The following is a 17,274-nucleotide window of genomic DNA, read 5'->3' on the forward strand; positions in this document are numbered from 1 at the left end:
TTTCATCGCCGCACTCTAAATTATTCCAGCGTCGCGCCGTTAACCTGCTCGCAAGACAAACCAATCATTAGAAAAGTATCGGATGGCTCTGCCGCCGGGTGGAGCGCATCTACTCGTGTGTTCGTCGGCCGTCCAGCCTGAATACCATACGTTTCCGAGCGCGAACCACCGACATGCCCGATCTCCACTGGATCATTCCGGTTGCTCGCTCGTCAATATGGCCTGCCGCCGCATCCGTCGCCCCCGACATCGGCTTTATCGAGCCGTTGACGCGGCGCAGGCTCAGCACGCTGTCGCGCGCCGGGCTAAAGGTGGCGCACGACTGCGCAGCGCATGTGCCCGCAGTGCGTCTCGTCTTCGCTTCGCGTCACGGCGAACTGCGCCGCACGACCGACGTCCTGCACACCATGGATGCCGGCAAGACCGTTTCACCCACGTCCTTCAGTCTGTCCGTGCTCAACACGATGACAGGTATCTTCGGCATCGTGCGCGGCGATCGCACCCCGGCCAGCGCGTTGTCGGCGGGCAATGAAACCCTCGGCTATGCCCTGCTCGAAGCGTACGCGCAATACGCTACGGACCCATCGAGTCCGGTGCTGCTCGTCTATGCCGACGAACCGGCCGATCCCACATACGGCCCGGTCGAAGACGAAGTCGATGGCGGCGCCCTTGCGATCCTGCTCGATGCATCCGCGCAAACCGGTCGCCTCGAATGCGCGCGCAATGCGGCCAGCGACGATGCCGATACATTGCGCACGTCATTTCCGTCGCAAAGCGCGGCCGTGCAGCACTGTCTCGACACGCGCGCGTCGAGCGAATGGCATGGCATGAGCTCCACGTGGCAATGGTGCTGGCATGAAGGCGCTTGAATACCACTGGCGTCTCGTCGCGACGGCTCTCGCATTCGCCGCGTTCGGCGTCTGCGGACTCGGCTTCTCGCTGATCGTATTCCCGCTCGCCTCACTCTGGCCGCATCGGGACTCCAGACAGCGCATCATCGTCGCGATCATTCACACGTTTTTTCGCGCGCTCGTCGCCGTGCTCGTGCGCGTGGGCGTGATGACGCTCGACGTGCATGGCGCGCGCGCGCTCCGGCCCGACTCGCGGCGCGCGGCCATCGTCGTCGCCAATCACCCGACCTGGCTCGACGTGATGGTGCTGTTGTCGCTCACGCCGCGCGCATGCTGCGTCGTGAAGAGCGCGCACTGGAGCAATCCGTTTTTCTGGGGCGTGATGCGCGCGGCCGAATACGTGAGCAATGCAGACCCCGTCGAACTCGTCGACGCGGGCGCGCGTCAACTGGCTCGCGGCTACACGATGATCATTTTTCCGGAGGGCACGCGCAGTCCGACACGCAACCGGATGCACGCGTTCTCACGCGGATTCGCGCACATGGCATTGCAGTCCGGCGCGCCGATCCTGCCCGTCCTGATGGACTGCGATCCGCCCGCGTTCACGAAAGACATGCGCTGGCACGACGTGCCCGAACGCGCGTTCCACATGCAAGTGAACGTGCTCGCGCCCCTGCGCGCCGACGAACTCGCCGCGCGCGACGAGCCGCCCGCGCTTGCCGCCCGGACGGTGACGAGCGCGATCGAAGCCCACATCACCCAGCATCTGATCGACTATGGATTCTTTAAAGCTTGAAATCAAACGGCTTCTGATCGAAGCCCTCGATCTCGAAGACATGCAGCCCGGCGACATCGACGACGACGCGCCGCTCTTCGAAACCGAAGGCGTCGGTCTCGACTCGATCGACGCGCTCGAGATCGGCATCGTGCTGCGCGAACACTATCAACTGAACATCGCGGCCAACGACGAGCACGCGCGAGAGCACTTCCGTTCGATCAACACGCTTGCCGCACTGGTGGCGAGCCAGCGCGAGCTCGCGCATGTGGTGGACGGATCCACGAAAGAAGGGGAATGACCGTGACCGGGAACGAGATCCTTGAGCGCATCCGCGCCATCTTCCACGAAAACTTCGCGATTGCGCCCGAGCGCGTGACGCCCGAGGCCCATCTCTTCGAAGAGCTCGACCTGGACAGCATCGACGCCGTCGACCTCGCGATCAAGCTGCAGGAAATGACGGGCCGCCGCATCAAGCCGGAAGAATTCAAGTCGGTGCGCACGGTCGCGGATGTGGTCGCCGCCGTCGAGTCGCTGCTCGTCGAGCAGGAATGATGCAATCGCAGACCGCGCGTGCGCAGAACCCCGATGCCGCCGATGCAAACTCGCGCGGCCGGACCGGCTTCGCGCTGAACGTCGTGCTCAAGCTCGCGTATCCGGCGGTGATTCTGGGCGCGTGGTTTTGGAACGCGCCGCGCTATGCCGGCTGCCTGCTGTTCGCGCTGATCTGGATGCAACGCTGCCTCGGCACGGGCATGGTCAGCGTATCGCTGCGCAGGCTCACGCGCGTCGACTGGATCGTGGCGTTCATGCTGAGCATCGCGTCCGCCGCAATCGTGTGGACCGACAGCGAACGCCTGCTGCACATCTATCCGTCGCTCGTCAATCTCGGCTTGCTGATCGCGTTCGGCGCGACGCTCGTGCGCGGCCCGTCGATGATCGAGAAGTTCGCGCGCATCGGCACGCCCGATCTGAGTAGCGCCGCCGTGGTTCATACGCGCCGCGTCACGCAGATCTGGTGCGGCTTCTTCGCCGCGAACGGCCTGTTCTCGCTCTATACCGCGCTGTACTGGCAGCGCGAGGCATGGTCGCTTTACAACGGCGCGATCTCGTATGGACTCGTCGGCGCGCTGCTCGCCGGTGAAATCGCGTGGCGCTATCTCGTGATTCTGCCGCGCGCGCGGCGCGTGGAGGCGGCATGATCGCACTGCACGATGTGCTGCGCGTGCAACGCGATGCGCAGACGCCCGTCTGCCGCGACGACCGCGCCGGGACCGCGAACGACATCATCACGCATGCGGCATTCCTCGCGCGCACGGCGGCGCTCGTGTGGTGGCTGCGCGAGCAGCCGGCGCGCCGCTATGCCCTTTGCATCGACGATCCGTTCGACTTCGCCTGCGCGCTTTTCGCGCTGTTTGCGTGCGGCAAGGAGCCGGTGATTCCCGCGAGTTCCGCTCCCGGCTATCTCGCCGATCTCGCGAGCGCCTATGACGCCATGCTGACCGATGACGACATCCGCGCGCTGGCCGCAACGGAATCGATCACGCGCGCCATGCCGCCGGCGCCGATCGACCCGGGCGCGCCGCTCACGCTCTACACGTCCGGCAGCAGCGGCACGCCCAAGCCGATCCACAAGACGCTCGCCCAGTTCGATGCCGAAGTGCGCACGCTCGAACGCGAATGGGGCGCGCTTATCGGTGACGCGACCGTGCTCGCGAGCGTCCCGCATCGCCATATTTACGGGCTGCTGTTTCGCGTGATGTGGCCGCTCGCCGCGGGCCGTGCATTCGATCGCGCCGTGTGCGCGGAACCGACGCAAGTGCAGTCGCGCATCGCGCGCTGCGGCGGGACCGTGGTGGTGTCTTCGCCGGCGCAACTCGTACGCTGGGCCGCGCTCGCCGGTTTCGCGGAACTGACGCCTGCGCCGCACGTGTTCTTTTCATCGGGCGGGCCGCTCGCGGCCGACGCGGCGCACGGCTACGCGAGCGCGTTCGGCGATGCGCCCGTCGAGATTTACGGCAGCACCGAAACGGGCGGCATTGCGTGGCGCAGGCAGAATGAAACGCAGGCGTGGCGACCGCTCAGCGGCGTCGGCGTGCGCCGCGGGAACGACGGCGCGCTCGAAGTGCGCTCGCCCCATCTGGGCCACGACGGCTGGCATCGCACCGACGACGCGATTCTTCTCGACGACGACGGACGGTTTCGCCTGCAAGGCCGCCTCGACCGCGTGATCAAGCTCGACGGCAAGCGCGTGTCGCTGCCCGAAATGGAAGCACGGCTCGCGCTGCATCCGTATGTAGCGCAGGCGTGCGTCGTGCCGCTCGCGGGCGCATCGCGCGAACGCGTGGGCGCCGTGGTCGCGTTGAGCGATGCGGGCCGCGCCGCGTTGCGCGACGAAGGCCGCGTGGCACTCGCGAAGTCGCTGCGCCGTCATCTCGCCGCGTATTTCGACGTCGTGCTCTTGCCGCGCCGCTGGCGCTTTCGGATCGCGCTGCCGTTCGATGCGCGCGGCAAGCTGCCCGTCGCGTCGGTCGTGGCGGCCTTCGGCACCCGCGCCGAAGGCTTCGAATTGCTCTCGGAAGCACGCGACGGCGACAACTTGCGCTACGAGTTGCGCGTGCCGTCGACGCTCGCGCATTTCGGCGGACATTTCCCGGATCTGCCGATCCTGCCGGGCGTCGTGCAGGTCGACTGGGCGATCCGGCTCGCATCGGAGCATGTCGCGGGAACGCGCGACACCGCATCGGTCGATCGTCTCAAGTTCATGGCGCCCGTGCCGCCCGGCGCGGTGCTCGACCTGCGGATCGCGCACGATACGGCGCGCCGCCGCATGCAGTTCGCGTATCGGCTGAACGGGCGCGACTGCTCGTCGGGCGTGGTCGTCTATCGGGAGCACGCATGAGCGGCGCGAACCTGCGAACCTGCATCGTCATTCCGATTTACAACCACAAGGAAGCGATCGGCGACACCGTCTCGCGCCTCGCCGTGCACGGCCTGCCGATGTTCGTCGTCGACGACGGCAGCGACGCGGCCACGCAAGCGGTTCTCGCGCAGATCGTCGGGCAATACGGCGAACAGATGACGCTGCTGCGTCTGCCCGTCAACGGCGGCAAGGGCGCGGCCGTGATGGCGGGCCTGCGCGAGGCGCGGCGCGCGGGCTACACGCATGCGTTGCAGATCGACGCCGACGGCCAGCATGAGGCGAACGACGTGCCGCGCTTTCTCGCGGCCGCGCGCGCCGAACCGGGCGCGGTGATCCTCGGGCGTCCCGTCTACGACGAGAGCGTGCCGAAGTCGCGTCTCTATGGCCGTTACGTGACGCACGTGTGGGTATGGATCGAAACGCTGTCTTTCACGATCCGCGATTCGATGTGCGGCTTTCGCCTGTACCCGCTCGATGCGGTCTGCGCGCTCATCGACAGCGTGCGAATCGGCACGCGCATGGACTTCGACATCGAAATTCTCGTGCGGCTGCACTGGCGGCGGCTCGCATTCCGCACCGTGCCGACGCGCGTCACTTACGCGACGGACGGCATCTCGCACTTCGACGTCCTGTGGGACAACGTGCGCATCAGCGCGAGCCATGCGCGGCTCGTATGCGGCATGCTGCTGCGTCTGCCGATGCTCCTCGCGCACAAGGCGATGCCGCGCAAGACGTCCGCCGCCGCGCGGGCCGAGGGCGGCTGGTGGCGCGTCGCCGAGCGCGGCAGCCGGCTCGGCATGGCGCTGCTCGCGCTCAGTTGCCGTTTCTGCGGCGTGCGCTTCACGGGGCTGTGGCTGCATCCGGTCGTCGGCTATTTCCTGCTGACGGGACGCGCTGCACGGGCGGCGTCGCATCGCTACTTCGCGCATCTGGAGCACGCCGCGCCGGGCGAGCGCACGCCGCGTCCGGGCTGGCGTTCGGCGTACCGGCAGATGTTCGCCTTCGCGCAATCGGGGCTCGACAGGTTCGCCGCGTGGTCGGGCCGCATCGCCGACGACGCGCTCGTGTTCGACGAGCCCGCCGCGTTCGAAGCGCTCGTCGCGAGCGGGCGCGGCGCGCTCGTGATCGGCGCGCATCTCGGCAATCTCGAAATGACGCGGGCACTCGCGGTGCGCAACGGCCGCGCGAAGGTGACGGCCATCGTCTACACGGAGCACGCGAAGCGCTTCAACAGCGTGCTGTCGTCGGCGAACGCGGACTTCGCCAGCCGGCTCATGCAGGTGAGCGACTTCGGCCCCGAGACGTCGATGATGATGAAGGAACGCATCGACGCGGGCGAATTGCTCGTAGTCGTTGGCGATCGCGTGCCCGCGCGCGAATCGGGCCGCACGACGGACGCGCGCTTTCTCGGCGCGACGGCCCCGTTCGCACAAGGGCCGTATGTGCTCGCGCACGCGCTCGGCTGTCCGGTCTATCTCTTTTTCTGCTTGAAGGAGCGCGATGCGGACGGTGGCACGCGGCATCGACTGTACTTCGAGCCGTTCGCGGAGCGCATCGCGTTGCCGCGCCGCGAGCGCAGCCAGCACATCGCGGCGTGGGCGCAGCGCTATGCGTCGCGTCTCGAACACTATTGCCGCAAGGCACCCTATCAATGGTTCAATTTCTTCGATTTCTGGGCGCGCCCCGGCAAGACGATGACGCAAGGCGCAGCGCCCGGAGGGAACGATGTCCGAGCATGATCTGATCGACGGCCTGCGCGTGCAGACGGTGACTTTCGGCGGCCGACGCCTGACGATCGAAGAAGTGGTCTCGATCGCCACGCGCCGCACGCCGGTCGCACTGAATCGCGATCCCGCCTGGCGCGCGCGCATCGAGCGCGGCGCGGCGTTCCTGCGCCGTCATCTCGCGGCCGGCAAGACCGTGTACGGCGTGAACACCGGCTACGGCGACGCGTGCGTCGTCGATGTGCCGATGGCGCTCGTCGAAGCGCTGCCGCTGCAGCTCACGCGCTATCACGGTTGCGGCATGGGCGCATATCTCGACGATGAAGCGACGCTTGCCGTGATCGCCGCGCGACTCAATTCGCTGGCGTACGGGTTCTCCGGCGTGCGTCTCGTGCTGCTCGAACGGCTCGCCGACCTCATCAATCATCGCGTGTTGCCGCGCATTCCGTCGGAAGGTTCGGTCGGCGCGAGCGGCGATCTGACGCCGCTGTCGTATGTCGCGGCGGCGCTCGTCGGCGAGCGCGACGTGATGTTCGGCGGCGCCTTGCGCGATGCCGCGGGCGTGTGGTCCGCGCTCGGCGTGACGCCGCTCGCACTCGCGCCGAAGGAAGGGCTCGCACTGATGAACGGCACCGCGGTGATGACCGGCCTCGCGTGTCTCGCATTCGCGCGCGCGCGTCATCTCGCACGTCTTGCCGCGCGTCTCACGGCGCTGTCGACGCTGGCGCTCGACGGCCGCGCCGCGCACTTCGATGCGACGATCTTTGCGGTGAAACCGCACGCGGGCCAGGCCGAAGCCGCCGCATGGATCCGCGCCGATCTCGCGGGCCGCGACGACACGCCGGGCCATCGCCTGCAGGACCGCTATTCGATTCGCTGCGCGCCGCACGTGATCGGCGTGGCGGCCGACGCGCTCACGTGGATGCGCCGCGACATCGAGAACGAACTGAACAGCGCGAACGACAACCCGCTGATCGACCCGGACGAAGAGCGCGTGCTGCACGGCGGCAACTTCTACGGCGGGCATATCGCCTTCGCGATGGACGCGCTGAAGACAGCCGTCGCCAATCTCGCGGACCTGATGGACCGCCAGCTCGCATTGATCGTCGACGACAAGTTCAACAACGGCCTGCCGCGTAATCTGACGGGCGCGACGCACGCGCGCGCGCCGATCAATCACGGCTTCAAGGCCGTGCAGATATCGGCGTCCGCGTGGACGGCCGAGGCGCTCAAGCACACGATGCCCGCGAGCGTGTTCTCACGCTCGACCGAAGCGCACAACCAGGACAAGGTCAGCATGGGCACGATTGCCGCGCGCGACTGCCTGCGCGTGCTCGAACTGACGGAGCAGGTCGCCGCCGCGCATACGCTAGCCGCCGTCCAGGCGTTGAACCTGCGTCTGCGTCTCGATTCTGAAACGCCGGTGCCCGCGCCGCTGCGCGAATTCGCGGCAACGATCGCATCGATTTCGCCGTTCGTCGCCGAAGACCGCGCGCTCGAGCACGATCTGCGCGCGTTGACGGCACGCATCGCAGCGTGCGCGCTGGTCGATGTCAGTGCAGAGGAGCCGCGTCATGGCTGAGATGATGCAAACCCGCACGCTCAAGGCGAGCGCGATCGTCGAAGTGCAGTTTCACGACGTCGATGCGATGAACGTGTGCTGGCACGGCCACTATCTCAAGTATTTCGAAGCGGCACGTTCGGCGCTGCAACGCGCGTTCGATTACGACTATCGCGAGATGCAGGCGTCGGGTTATGTGTGGCCGGTCGTCGAGGCGCATCTGAAATACGTGCGTCCCGCGACCTACGGGCAGCGCATCGAAGTGCGCGCGGAACTGCTCGAATACGAGAACCGGCTGAAGATCGGCTATGAACTCGTCGATTGCGAGACCGGCCAGCGGCTGACCAAGGGCTACACGATCCAGGTCGCCGTCGATGCAGCCACGCAGGAATTGCAGTTCGTCTCGCCGCCCGTGGTGTTCGAGAAGCTGGAGCGCGTATGGGCGCGTTGACGATATTCCGCGCGCTGCTCGTCGCGCTGCTGGTCGCCGCAGCGCCCGCGCAGGCCGCGAACGGCAATTCCGCGCTCGTCTCGCAAGTGACGTCCCGCCTTGCGCAGATGAAGGGCGTCCGCGCGCAATTCACACAGACACAGACGCTCTCCGCGATGAAACAGCCGCTCGTCAGCACGGGCATGCTCGTGTTCCAGCGCGATCGCGGGGTGATCTGGCGCGTGGACACGCCTTACGCAGCGACCTACGTCATCACGGACGCAGGCGTCGCCGAGGTCGATGCGAACGGCCGTCGCATCCGCACGAAAAGCGCGCAAGGCGTGCGCGGCGTCGCGCAGGTATCGAAGATGATGCGCGCGATGCTCGGCGGCGATCTGTCCGCGCTCTACTCGCAGTTCGATGTCGATGCTGAAGGCTCGGCGTCGGACTGGACGCTCGGCCTGAAGCCGAACCAGCCGCAACTCGCGCAGGCGATCAAGGGCCTGCACATGACGGGCGGCGCGTTTTTGCGCAGCCTGCGAATCGATCTCGCGAATGGCGACGTCACGCGCATCGAGTTCACGAAGAGCGAAGCGGCCGACGATCTGCCGCCCGCGGAACGTACCTTGCTGAGCGCGCCGTGACATCCCGGCTCTTCCAACGCCCGGCGACCTCGCTGTGGCGCGTTCGCGCCGCATGGCTCGCGCTTACGCTCGTCGCGGTGCTGTATTGCGCGCATCGTTTCAGCGGGCCGTCCCCGCTGGAGACCAACCTGCTCGTGCTGCTGCCCGCGACGGAAGCGAATCCCGTCGCCGAAAGGGCAGTCGATCAGCTCGCGAACGCGCTCGGGGACCGCACGGTGTTTCTCGTGTCGAGTCGTGACGCGGATCACGCGAAGGCCGCCGCCAGGCGGCTCGGCGCGACGCTGCAGGAGAGCGGCGCGTTCGCGTCCGTGACGGCGGAGCTGCCGCCGTTCGATATCGCGCAAATCGGGGCGCTCTACGCGCCGTATCGCTTCGGCCTGCTGACGCGCGACGACCGCGACGCGCTCGCGCACTCGTCCGGCGGAGCGGCATCGCTGCGCGACGCGCTGATGCAGCGCATCTACAACCCCGTGCGCGGCCCGCTCGCGACGCAACTCGCCGACGATCCGTTCGGCTGGCTCGAGCACTGGCTGTCGGATCTGCCGCTCGCGACATCGAATCTCGATCTCGAAGACAACATGCTGGTCCCACATCGCGGCGACACGACGAGCGTGCTCGTCGACACGACGCTGCACGGCTCCGCATACGAGTCGCGCGTGCAGCGCTCGGTGCTGTCCGCGGTGTCGCAGGCTCAGGCGTCATTGCGGTCCGCATGGCCCGACGCGTCCGTCGCGCGGGCGGGCGCCGTGTTCCATGCGGAGTCGGCGCGGCGCGCTTCGGAGCGCGAGGTGCATCTGATCGGCATCGCGTCCGCGTGCGGCATCGCGCTGCTGATGCTGTGGGTGTTCCGCTCGCCGCGTCTGCTGCTGCTCGGCTTCCTGTCCACCGCGCTCGGCGTCGCCTGCGCGCTGGCCCTCACGCTGGCCGTGTTCGGCAAGCTGCATCTGCTGACGCTGGTGTTCGGCGCGAGCCTGATCGGCGAGGCCGTCGATTATTCGATCCAGTACTTCGTCGTCTATCTGGGTGCGCCGCGCGACTGGGATGCGAAGCGCGGCGCGCGCTCGGTGCGGCCCGCGCTCTCCGTGGCGCTCGCCACCAGCCTGCTCGGCTACGCGATCCTCGCGTGGGCGCCGTTTCCCGCGCTCAAGCAGATCGCCTGTTTCGCGATGACGGGCATCTGCGTCGCGTTCGCCTCGGTCATGTGGCTTCTGCCCACCCTGCTGCCCGCATCGATTCGAAAGGGGCCGAAGGCCGCGCAGCGGCGTCTTTTCGCGCGCGCGGAAGTGCTGCTCGCGCGCTGGCAGCGCGCGATCGGCGGGAAGGGTTCGTGGGCCGTCGCCATCGTGCTCGTTGCCGTCTGCGCGCCGGGCTGGCTGATGCTCACGAGCGACGACGATATCCATCTGCTGATCCAGCGCGATCCGGCCCTCGTCGCGCAGGAAAATCAGGTGCGCGACGCGGTCGGCATCGACAACACCGCGCAGTTCTTCGTGGTGCAGGGCGCCACGCAGGACAGCGTGCTGGAACGCGCGGAAGCGCTGGGTGCGAAGCTCGACGCGCTGCCGGGCGATCAGTCGGTGGATGGCTGGCGCTCGGTCACGCAGTTCGTGCCGTCGGCGCGGCGTCAGGGCGAAGACCGCGCGCTGCTCGCCCGACACGTCTTCGCCGATCCCGCCGCCATGCGCGCGACGCTGCTGCAGGCTGGCTTTCGCGACGACGTCGCAGACGCATGGATCGGCTCCTTCGCGGAATCGGACGGGCATCCGCTGACCGTCGAGCGCTGGCTCGCGGCGCGCTGGTCCAGGCCCTTCGCCCATTTGTGGCTTGGCGCGGTCGATGCAAACGGGCAGCGCGGCTACGCGGCCATCGTGATGCCGCGCCGCGTGACGCCGCAGAATCTGCCCGCGCTGATCGCGACCGCGCACGCGATGGAAGGCGTCGCGTTCGTCGACAAGGCCGCGAGCGTGTCGAAGCTGTTCGGCGAATATCGCGTCGATAGCGGCATGTGGCTCGGCGGCGCGCTGCTGCTCGTGCTCGTGCTGGTGATCGCGCGCTATCGCCTGCGCGGCGGCATCGCGATCATCCTGCCCGTGCTGCTCGCCGTCGGCGTCACGCTCGCAGCATTCGGCTATGCGCACGTGCCGCTTAATCTGTTCAACTGCCTCGCGCTGATGCTGGTGCTCGGCGTCGGCGCGAATTACGCGGTGTTTCTGCGCGAAGGGTGCCTGCGTGACGGTGCCGACCTCGGCGCGGTCTGGACCGGCGTGCTGCTTTCGGCCGCGACGACGCTGCTGTCGTTCGGCATGCTCGGCATGAGCGCCATGCCCGCGCTGAAGAGCTTCGGCGTCACCCTCACGCTCGGCATTCTGGTGGCGGTGCTGCTCGCGCCGATGGGCATGCCGACCGAAGGGAGAAAACACGCATGACGCTGCCGTCTGTGTATCTGCATGCGCTCGGCATGATCAACGCGCTCGGCAACGACACCGATGCGATCGTGTCCGCGCTCGCCGCATCACAATCGCCGGGCATGGGACCGATGCCCATGAGAACCGGTGACGCGTTCGTCGGCCGCGTACTCGCGCCGCTCGACATCGCGCCGCCCGCGGCACTCGAACGCTTCGATTGCCGCAACAACCGCCTGCTGCTCGCGGCGCTGGAACGCATCCGCGCCGAGATCGAAGCGGCGCGCGAGCGTTACGGCTCCGCGCGCATCGGCGTGGTGCTCGGCACGAGCACGTCGGGCGTCGGCGCGGCGGAAGACGCATTCGCGCATCGCACGAAGACGGGCGCTTTTCCTGACAACTTCGACTATCGGCAGATGGAAATCGGCACGGCCGCGCCGTTCGCGGCGGCCGCGCTGAACGTGCAAGGTCCGGCGTTCACGGTATCGACCGCGTGCACGTCGAGCGCGAAGGCGTTCGCGGCCGCGCGCCGTCTGCTGCAACTGAATCTGTGCGACGCGCTGATCGTCGGCGGCGTCGACACGCTGTGCGAGCTCACCGTGCAGGGCTTCGCGTCGCTCGATTCGGTCAGCCTCGCGCGCACCAATCCGATGAGCCGCAACCGCAACGGCATCAACGTCGGCGAAGGTGCGGCGGTGTTTCTCATGACGCGCGACGAAGGCGCCGTGCGTCTTGCCGGCGTCGGCGAATCGAGCGACGCGTATCACGTATCGGCGCCCGATCCGCAAGGCGTCGGCGGCGAAACGGCGCTGCGAACGGCGCTGGCGGATGCGGGCGTGACGCCCGCCGACATTGGTTACGTGAACATGCACGCGACGGCCACGCGCAAGAACGACGAAATGGAAGCGCATCTGATGGCGCGCGTGTTTCCGGACGGCGTGCCTGCGAGCGGCACCAAACCGTTCACGGGCCATCTGCTCGGGGCGGCGGGCGCGACGGAGCTCGGCTTCGCGTGGCTCACGCTCGCGCGCGATGACGTGACGTTGCCGCTGCATCGCTGGGACGGCGAAGCCGATGCCGCGTTGCCCGTTCTCGACCTCGTCGAGACGGAGCGCCGCCTCGCCCCGCCGGGCACGCGCCATGTGATGAGCAATTCGTTCGCATTCGGCGGCAGCAATGTCAGCCTGGTTCTGGCGGGTTGACGATCATGACTATCAGCGACACGAACAACACGACCTTTCCGCCGATCGAATCGATCATTCCTCATCGCGGCACGATGCTGCTGATAGAGGCCGTCACGTCGTACGGCGACGAGACGCTGACGGCGCACGCGAGCGTGCGGCCCGACGCATGGTATGCGGACGAGCGCGGCGCGATGCCCGCGTGGATCGGCATCGAACTGATGGCGCAGAGCGTGGCCGCGCACGTTTCGCTGTGCGCGATGCAAGCGGGCGGGCGCGCGCGCCCCGGCGTGCTGCTGGGTACGCGCAGCTATCAGGCGCACGCGAGCGCGTTCGCGCGCGGCGCGCAGCTTGTGATCCGCGTGCGCGAAGTGCTGCGCAGCGAGGAAGGCCACGGTGCGTATGAATGCACGATCGAGCATGACGGCGAGCGTTATGCCGATGCCGTCATCAAAGTATTTCAGCCGCATGATTTTCAGACGTTCATCGAAGGGAGCGTGAGCGCATGAGCCGTCGAGTTCTCGTAACGGGCGCAAGCCGCGGTATCGGCCGCGCCGTTGCTTATCAACTGGCCGCGGACGGGTTCGCCGTTTCCGTGCATTGCCGCACGGGCCGCGCCGAAGCCGAGGCGGTGACCGCGGGCATCGCCGCGCAGGGCGGCTCGGCGCGCGTCATGCAGTTCGACGTGCGCGACCGCGCCGCCTGCCGCGCGGCGCTCGAAGCAGACGTCGCCGCCCACGGCCCGTACTACGGCATCGTGTGCAGCGCGGGCGTGACGCGCGACGCCGCGTTCCCCGCGCTCACCGGGGAAGACTGGGACGTCGTGATCGAAACCGGTCTCGACGCGTTCTACAACGTGATCCATCCGCTGACGATGCCGATGGTCCGCGCGAAGCAGGGCGGCCGCATCGTGACGATCGCATCGGTGTCGGGCGTGATCGGCAATCGCGGCCAGGTCAACTACAGCGCCGCGAAGGCCGGGCTGATCGGCGCGACCAAGGCGCTCGCCGTCGAGCTCGCGTCGCGCAGGGTCACGGTGAATTGCGTGGCGCCGGGGCTGATCGAGACCGGCATGCTGGACGACGTGCCGGTCGAGCAGGTACTGAAGACAGTGCCGATGAACCGCGTCGGCCAGCCGGGCGAGGTGGCGGCCGTGGTCGGCTTCCTGATGTCGGATGCGGCGTCGTATGTGACGCGCCAGGTGATCGGCGTGAACGGCGGGATGATCTGATGAAACGAGTCGTCATTACGGGCATGGGCGGCGTCACCGCGCTGGGCGATTGCTGGAGCGATGTCGAGTGCGGGCTGAAGGCGGGCCGCAACGCGGTGCGCCGCATCGACGAATGGGACTTCTTCGAAGCGCTGCATACGCGTCTCGCGTGTCCGCTGCCCGCGTTCGCGCAGCCCGCCGACTGGCCGCGCAAGAAGACGCGTTCGATGGGTCTCGTGTCCATGTATGCGGTGCGCGCGAGCGAACTCGCGCTCGCGGACGCGGGCCTTGCCGGCGACGCGTCGATCGGCGACGGGCGCATGGGCGTGGCATACGGTTCGTCGTCCGGCTCGGTCGCGCCGATCCGCGCGTTCGGCACGATGCTCAACACCGGCTCGATGACCGACGTCACGTCGAACAGCTACGTGCAGATGATGCCGCACACGACCGCCGTCAACGTGAGCCTGTTCTGGGATCTGAAGGGACGTGTCATCCCGGCGTCGTCGGCGTGCGCGTCGGGCAGCCAGGCGCTCGGCTTTGCGTACGAAACCATCGCGACGGGCAAGCAGACGATGATGCTCGCGGGCGGCGCGGAAGAACTCTCGGGGCCGGCTGTCGCCGTGTTCGACACGCTCTACGCGACGAGCACGCGCAACGATGAGCCGCAGCTCACGCCGCGCCCGTTCGATGCGAAACGCGACGGTCTCGTGGTCGGCGAGGGCGCGGCGACGCTCGTGCTGGAAGAATACGAACACGCGAAGGCGCGCGGCGCGACGATTCACGCGGAGATCGTCGGCTTCGGTTGCAACTCGGACGGCGCGCACATTACGCAGCCGACCGCGAGCACGATGGCGCACGCGATGCGACTCGCACTGGAAGACGCGCGGCTCGACGCGCAGGCGATCGCCTACGTGAACGCGCACGGCACATCGACTGATCGCGGCGATGTCGCGGAAAGCCAGGCGACCGCACAGATTTTCGGCGAGCGCATGCCGATCAGTTCGCTCAAGAGCTATGTCGGGCACACCCTCGGCGCGTGCGGTGCAATCGAGGCGTGGTGGACCATCGAGATGATGAAGCGCAACTGGTACGCGCCGACGCTCAATCTCACCGAGATAGATCCCGCGTGCGCGCCGCTCGATTACATCAGGGGCGAAGCACGGGCGATCGACGCGGAATACGTGATGAGCAACAACTTCGCGTTCGGCGGCATCAATACGTCGTTGATTTTCCGGCGCGTTCGATGAGCGGGACGCGGGTCATGCGGCGCGTCGTCGTGACGGGCATGGGCATCGTCTCGTGTCTCGGCAATTCGCTCGATGCGGTGAGCCAGGCATTGCGCGAAGGTAAAAGCGGCGTGACGCGCATCGACGCGTGGCGCGAGCGCGGCTTTCATTCGCAGGTCGCGGCGGTGGCGTCGGTCGCTCACGAGCCGCCGTTCGACCGCAAGCTGGAGCGCTTCATGGGCGACACGGCGCGCTTCGCGTGTCACGCGACGAAGAAGGCCATCGACGATGCGCGGCTCGACGACGCCACGCTGCGCTCGCCGAAGACGGGCGCGGTTATCGGCTCGGGCGTCGGCGCGATGGCGGAATATGACGCGGCGATCGCCGCGGTGCGGGCGCACGGCATGGACAGAACGCCGCCGTACACGGTGCCGCGCGCGATGAGCAGCACCGCGTCGGCGAACGTCGTGCAGACCTTCGGCATCGAGGGCATCGCGTATTCGCCTTCGTCGGCGTGCACGACGTCCGCTCTGGCGATCGGGCAGGCGATGCAGCTCATCCAGACCGGAAGGCAGCACGTGGTGCTCGCGGGCGGCAGCGAGGCGCTGCACGACAACATGACGCTGATGTTCGATGCGATGCATGCGCTCTCGCGCGGCTTCAATGACACCCCGGCGCGCGCCTCGCGTCCTTACGACGCGGCGCGCGATGGCTTCGTGATGGGCTCCGGCGCGGGCGTGCTGGTGCTCGAATCGCTCGATCATGCGCGGGCGCGCGGCGCGCGCATCTACGCGGAACTGGCGGGCTTCGGCGAGGCCACCGACTGTGCGGGCATGGTGTCGCCGCACAGCGGCGGCATCGCGCGGGCATTGCGCATGGCGCTCGGTGAAGCGGGCGACATCGACGAATGGCCCGAGTACATCAATACGCAGGCACCGTCCACGCCGCTCGGCGATGCCGAAGAACTGCGCGCGTTGCGCGACGTGTTCGGCGCGCAGGTGCCGCCGTTCTCGTCGACCAAGGCGATGACGGGGCATCCGCTCGGCGCGTGCGGCGCGCACGAAGCGATCTACACGCTGCTGATGATGCGCGATGGTTTCATCGCGGGAACGGGGATAGTCGAGTCGCCGGACCCGCTCGTGCGCGATATGCCGCTCATTCAGACCACGCGCGAGGCGCGCATCGACCGCGCGATGTCGGTGTCCTTCGGCTTTGGCGGAAGCTGCGCGGCCGTGGTCTTCAGGAATGTTTGACCGGTGCCCGTCGGTGCAATGACGGGCGTGATTCAAAAGCAACCAAGAGTGACCCAAGAATGAGAACCAGAATCGTCCTCGGCGTGATGGCCGGCATCGTGATATCGCAAGCCGGATGCACGACGCAGATCCGCTCGCTGCCGATGCCTGCCGACGTGCTCGCGCAAAACAAGCAGGGCGTGGCGCTGTATTTCAGCGACGAGTCCCATGCGAACGTGAAGAAGCTGATCGAAACCAAGGAAGTGCGCGTGCGTCTGCCGCGCGAGATGAGCGGTCAGGAAGCGACGTGCAACATGGCGCTCGGCAAGGCGTTTCAGCAGTTGCGCGACTATGCGGGCGCGCACCAGGCGAACGCAGTCGTCAACGTGACGACGCGCTTCCAGCACACGGAAACGTCGTCATCGAAGGAGTTCACGTGCGGGGCGAGCAACAACGGCTCGACGCTCGCCGTGCGCGGCGATGTCGTGCAGCTCGACGCCCAATAAGTACATAACCAGGAGGATCAACATCATGAAGCGTCAGATGATCTGCGCGACGGTATTCGCGTGCTTGCTGTCGTCGCACGCGTTCGCGCGCGATTCGGTCGCGAACTATTCCGTCGACTCCGCACTGAAGAGCGAAGGCGGCAAGGTCGATCAGGACATACCGCTGTATTTCGCGGGACAGCCGCATCCCGGCGTCGCGAAATCGTTCGGTGAATTCGCAACGAACAAGAAGACCAACGCGTTCGGCAAGAGCGATGAGACGGCGTGCCAGCACGTGTTTTTGTCGGCGGTGCTGGAGTTGCAGGACCGCGTGCGCAAGGAAGGCGGCAATGCGGTCATCAACATCAGGAGCAACTACCGCAACGTCGAGCGCGAAAGCGCGACGGAGTTCACTTGCGGCGCGGGTGCGATTGTCGCAGGCGTCGCGCTGAAGGGCGAAGTAGTGACGCTGAAGAAGTAACGCGGGACCGGGGTGGGGGGGGGCCCGCCCAATGGCCGCCCCCCGAGCCCCACAACCCCCCAAGAACGCCCCGCCAAATAAAAAACAAAAACCCCCCATTCCCCGCGTACGCGCATAATTTGCCAAACACAACACAAAAAACAAATAAA

The 17,274-nt window shown here is 67.2% G+C and carries 18 protein-coding genes; all 18 read left to right on the forward strand.

The genetic code is table 11. The features are described 5' to 3' along the window. The first annotated feature begins 173 nt into the window (after positions 1-173). From NCT32_RS34525 to NCT32_RS34610, 18 genes are read left to right on the forward strand one after another with little or no spacing between them, the layout of a single operon-like run. On the forward strand, positions 174-869 hold the full coding sequence (locus tag NCT32_RS34525; RefSeq protein WP_061118722.1) for a beta-ketoacyl synthase chain length factor: 696 nt from the start codon (positions 174-176) through the stop codon (positions 867-869). Continuing rightward, positions 856-1,647, forward strand: a complete 792-nt coding sequence (locus tag NCT32_RS34530) for a 1-acyl-sn-glycerol-3-phosphate acyltransferase (RefSeq protein WP_061118721.1) — start codon at positions 856-858, stop codon at positions 1,645-1,647. Before NCT32_RS34525 ends, NCT32_RS34530 begins: the two co-directional genes overlap by 14 nt. Beyond that, positions 1,628-1,927 carry a phosphopantetheine-binding protein gene (locus NCT32_RS34535; RefSeq protein ID WP_061118720.1) on the forward strand — a complete coding sequence of 100 codons (300 nt, stop codon included), beginning with the start codon at positions 1,628-1,630 and terminating at the stop codon, positions 1,925-1,927. Before NCT32_RS34530 ends, NCT32_RS34535 begins: the two co-directional genes overlap by 20 nt. Continuing rightward, complete coding sequence (locus NCT32_RS34540) at positions 1,924-2,181, forward strand: acyl carrier protein (RefSeq protein ID WP_061118719.1); 258 nt, start codon at positions 1,924-1,926, stop codon at positions 2,179-2,181. The genes NCT32_RS34535 and NCT32_RS34540 overlap by 4 nt, the downstream gene beginning before the upstream one ends. Beyond that, positions 2,178-2,828 carry a hypothetical protein gene (locus tag NCT32_RS34545; RefSeq protein WP_061118718.1) on the forward strand — a complete coding sequence of 217 codons (651 nt, stop codon included), beginning with the start codon at positions 2,178-2,180 and terminating at the stop codon, positions 2,826-2,828. Before NCT32_RS34540 ends, NCT32_RS34545 begins: the two co-directional genes overlap by 4 nt. After that, on the forward strand, positions 2,825-4,528 hold the full coding sequence (locus NCT32_RS34550) for an AMP-binding protein (RefSeq protein WP_061118717.1): 1,704 nt from the start codon (positions 2,825-2,827) through the stop codon (positions 4,526-4,528). Before NCT32_RS34545 ends, NCT32_RS34550 begins: the two co-directional genes overlap by 4 nt. Beyond that, positions 4,525-6,288 carry a glycosyltransferase gene (locus tag NCT32_RS34555; RefSeq protein ID WP_061118716.1) on the forward strand — a complete coding sequence of 588 codons (1,764 nt, stop codon included), beginning with the start codon at positions 4,525-4,527 and terminating at the stop codon, positions 6,286-6,288. Before NCT32_RS34550 ends, NCT32_RS34555 begins: the two co-directional genes overlap by 4 nt. Continuing rightward, the gene (hutH, locus tag NCT32_RS34560; RefSeq protein WP_061118715.1) at positions 6,275-7,855 is read left to right on the forward strand and encodes a histidine ammonia-lyase; all 1,581 of its coding nucleotides are present in this window, start codon (positions 6,275-6,277) and stop codon (positions 7,853-7,855) included. Before NCT32_RS34555 ends, hutH begins: the two co-directional genes overlap by 14 nt. Further along, entirely contained in the window at positions 7,848-8,285 is a 438-nt protein-coding gene (locus NCT32_RS34565) for a thioesterase family protein (RefSeq protein ID WP_061118714.1), read from the forward strand. The genes hutH and NCT32_RS34565 overlap by 8 nt, the downstream gene beginning before the upstream one ends. Beyond that, positions 8,273-8,908, forward strand: coding sequence for an outer membrane lipoprotein carrier protein LolA (locus tag NCT32_RS34570; protein WP_061118713.1), 636 nt, complete (start codon positions 8,273-8,275; stop codon positions 8,906-8,908). Before NCT32_RS34565 ends, NCT32_RS34570 begins: the two co-directional genes overlap by 13 nt. After that, entirely contained in the window at positions 8,905-11,334 is a 2,430-nt protein-coding gene (locus NCT32_RS34575; protein ID WP_250491353.1) for an MMPL family transporter, read from the forward strand. Before NCT32_RS34570 ends, NCT32_RS34575 begins: the two co-directional genes overlap by 4 nt. Then, positions 11,331-12,512, forward strand: a complete 1,182-nt coding sequence (locus tag NCT32_RS34580; RefSeq protein WP_061118711.1) for a beta-ketoacyl-[acyl-carrier-protein] synthase family protein — start codon at positions 11,331-11,333, stop codon at positions 12,510-12,512. Before NCT32_RS34575 ends, NCT32_RS34580 begins: the two co-directional genes overlap by 4 nt. 5 nt (positions 12,513-12,517) lie before the next feature. Beyond that, positions 12,518-13,000: a hotdog family protein gene (locus NCT32_RS34585; RefSeq protein ID WP_061118750.1), complete on the forward strand. Its 483-nt coding sequence runs from the start codon at positions 12,518-12,520 to the stop codon at positions 12,998-13,000. After that, the gene (locus tag NCT32_RS34590; RefSeq protein ID WP_061118710.1) at positions 12,997-13,722 is read left to right on the forward strand and encodes a 3-ketoacyl-ACP reductase FabG2; all 726 of its coding nucleotides are present in this window, start codon (positions 12,997-12,999) and stop codon (positions 13,720-13,722) included. Before NCT32_RS34585 ends, NCT32_RS34590 begins: the two co-directional genes overlap by 4 nt. Next, on the forward strand, positions 13,722-14,948 hold the full coding sequence (locus NCT32_RS34595; RefSeq protein WP_061118709.1) for a beta-ketoacyl-ACP synthase: 1,227 nt from the start codon (positions 13,722-13,724) through the stop codon (positions 14,946-14,948). The genes NCT32_RS34590 and NCT32_RS34595 overlap by 1 nt, the downstream gene beginning before the upstream one ends. Next, positions 14,945-16,180, forward strand: a complete 1,236-nt coding sequence (locus tag NCT32_RS34600) for a beta-ketoacyl synthase (RefSeq protein ID WP_061118708.1) — start codon at positions 14,945-14,947, stop codon at positions 16,178-16,180. The genes NCT32_RS34595 and NCT32_RS34600 overlap by 4 nt, the downstream gene beginning before the upstream one ends. Positions 16,181-16,239: 59 nt before the next feature. Then, entirely contained in the window at positions 16,240-16,665 is a 426-nt protein-coding gene (locus tag NCT32_RS34605) for a hypothetical protein (protein WP_061118707.1), read from the forward strand. 25 nt (positions 16,666-16,690) lie between these two features. Further along, complete coding sequence (locus NCT32_RS34610) at positions 16,691-17,125, forward strand: hypothetical protein (protein WP_061118706.1); 435 nt, start codon at positions 16,691-16,693, stop codon at positions 17,123-17,125. Positions 17,126-17,274: the final 149 nt, after the last annotated feature.

The sequence above is a fragment of the Caballeronia sp. INML2 genome (genome assembly GCF_023631365.1).
Lineage (GTDB): Bacteria > Pseudomonadota > Gammaproteobacteria > Burkholderiales > Burkholderiaceae > Caballeronia > Caballeronia turbans.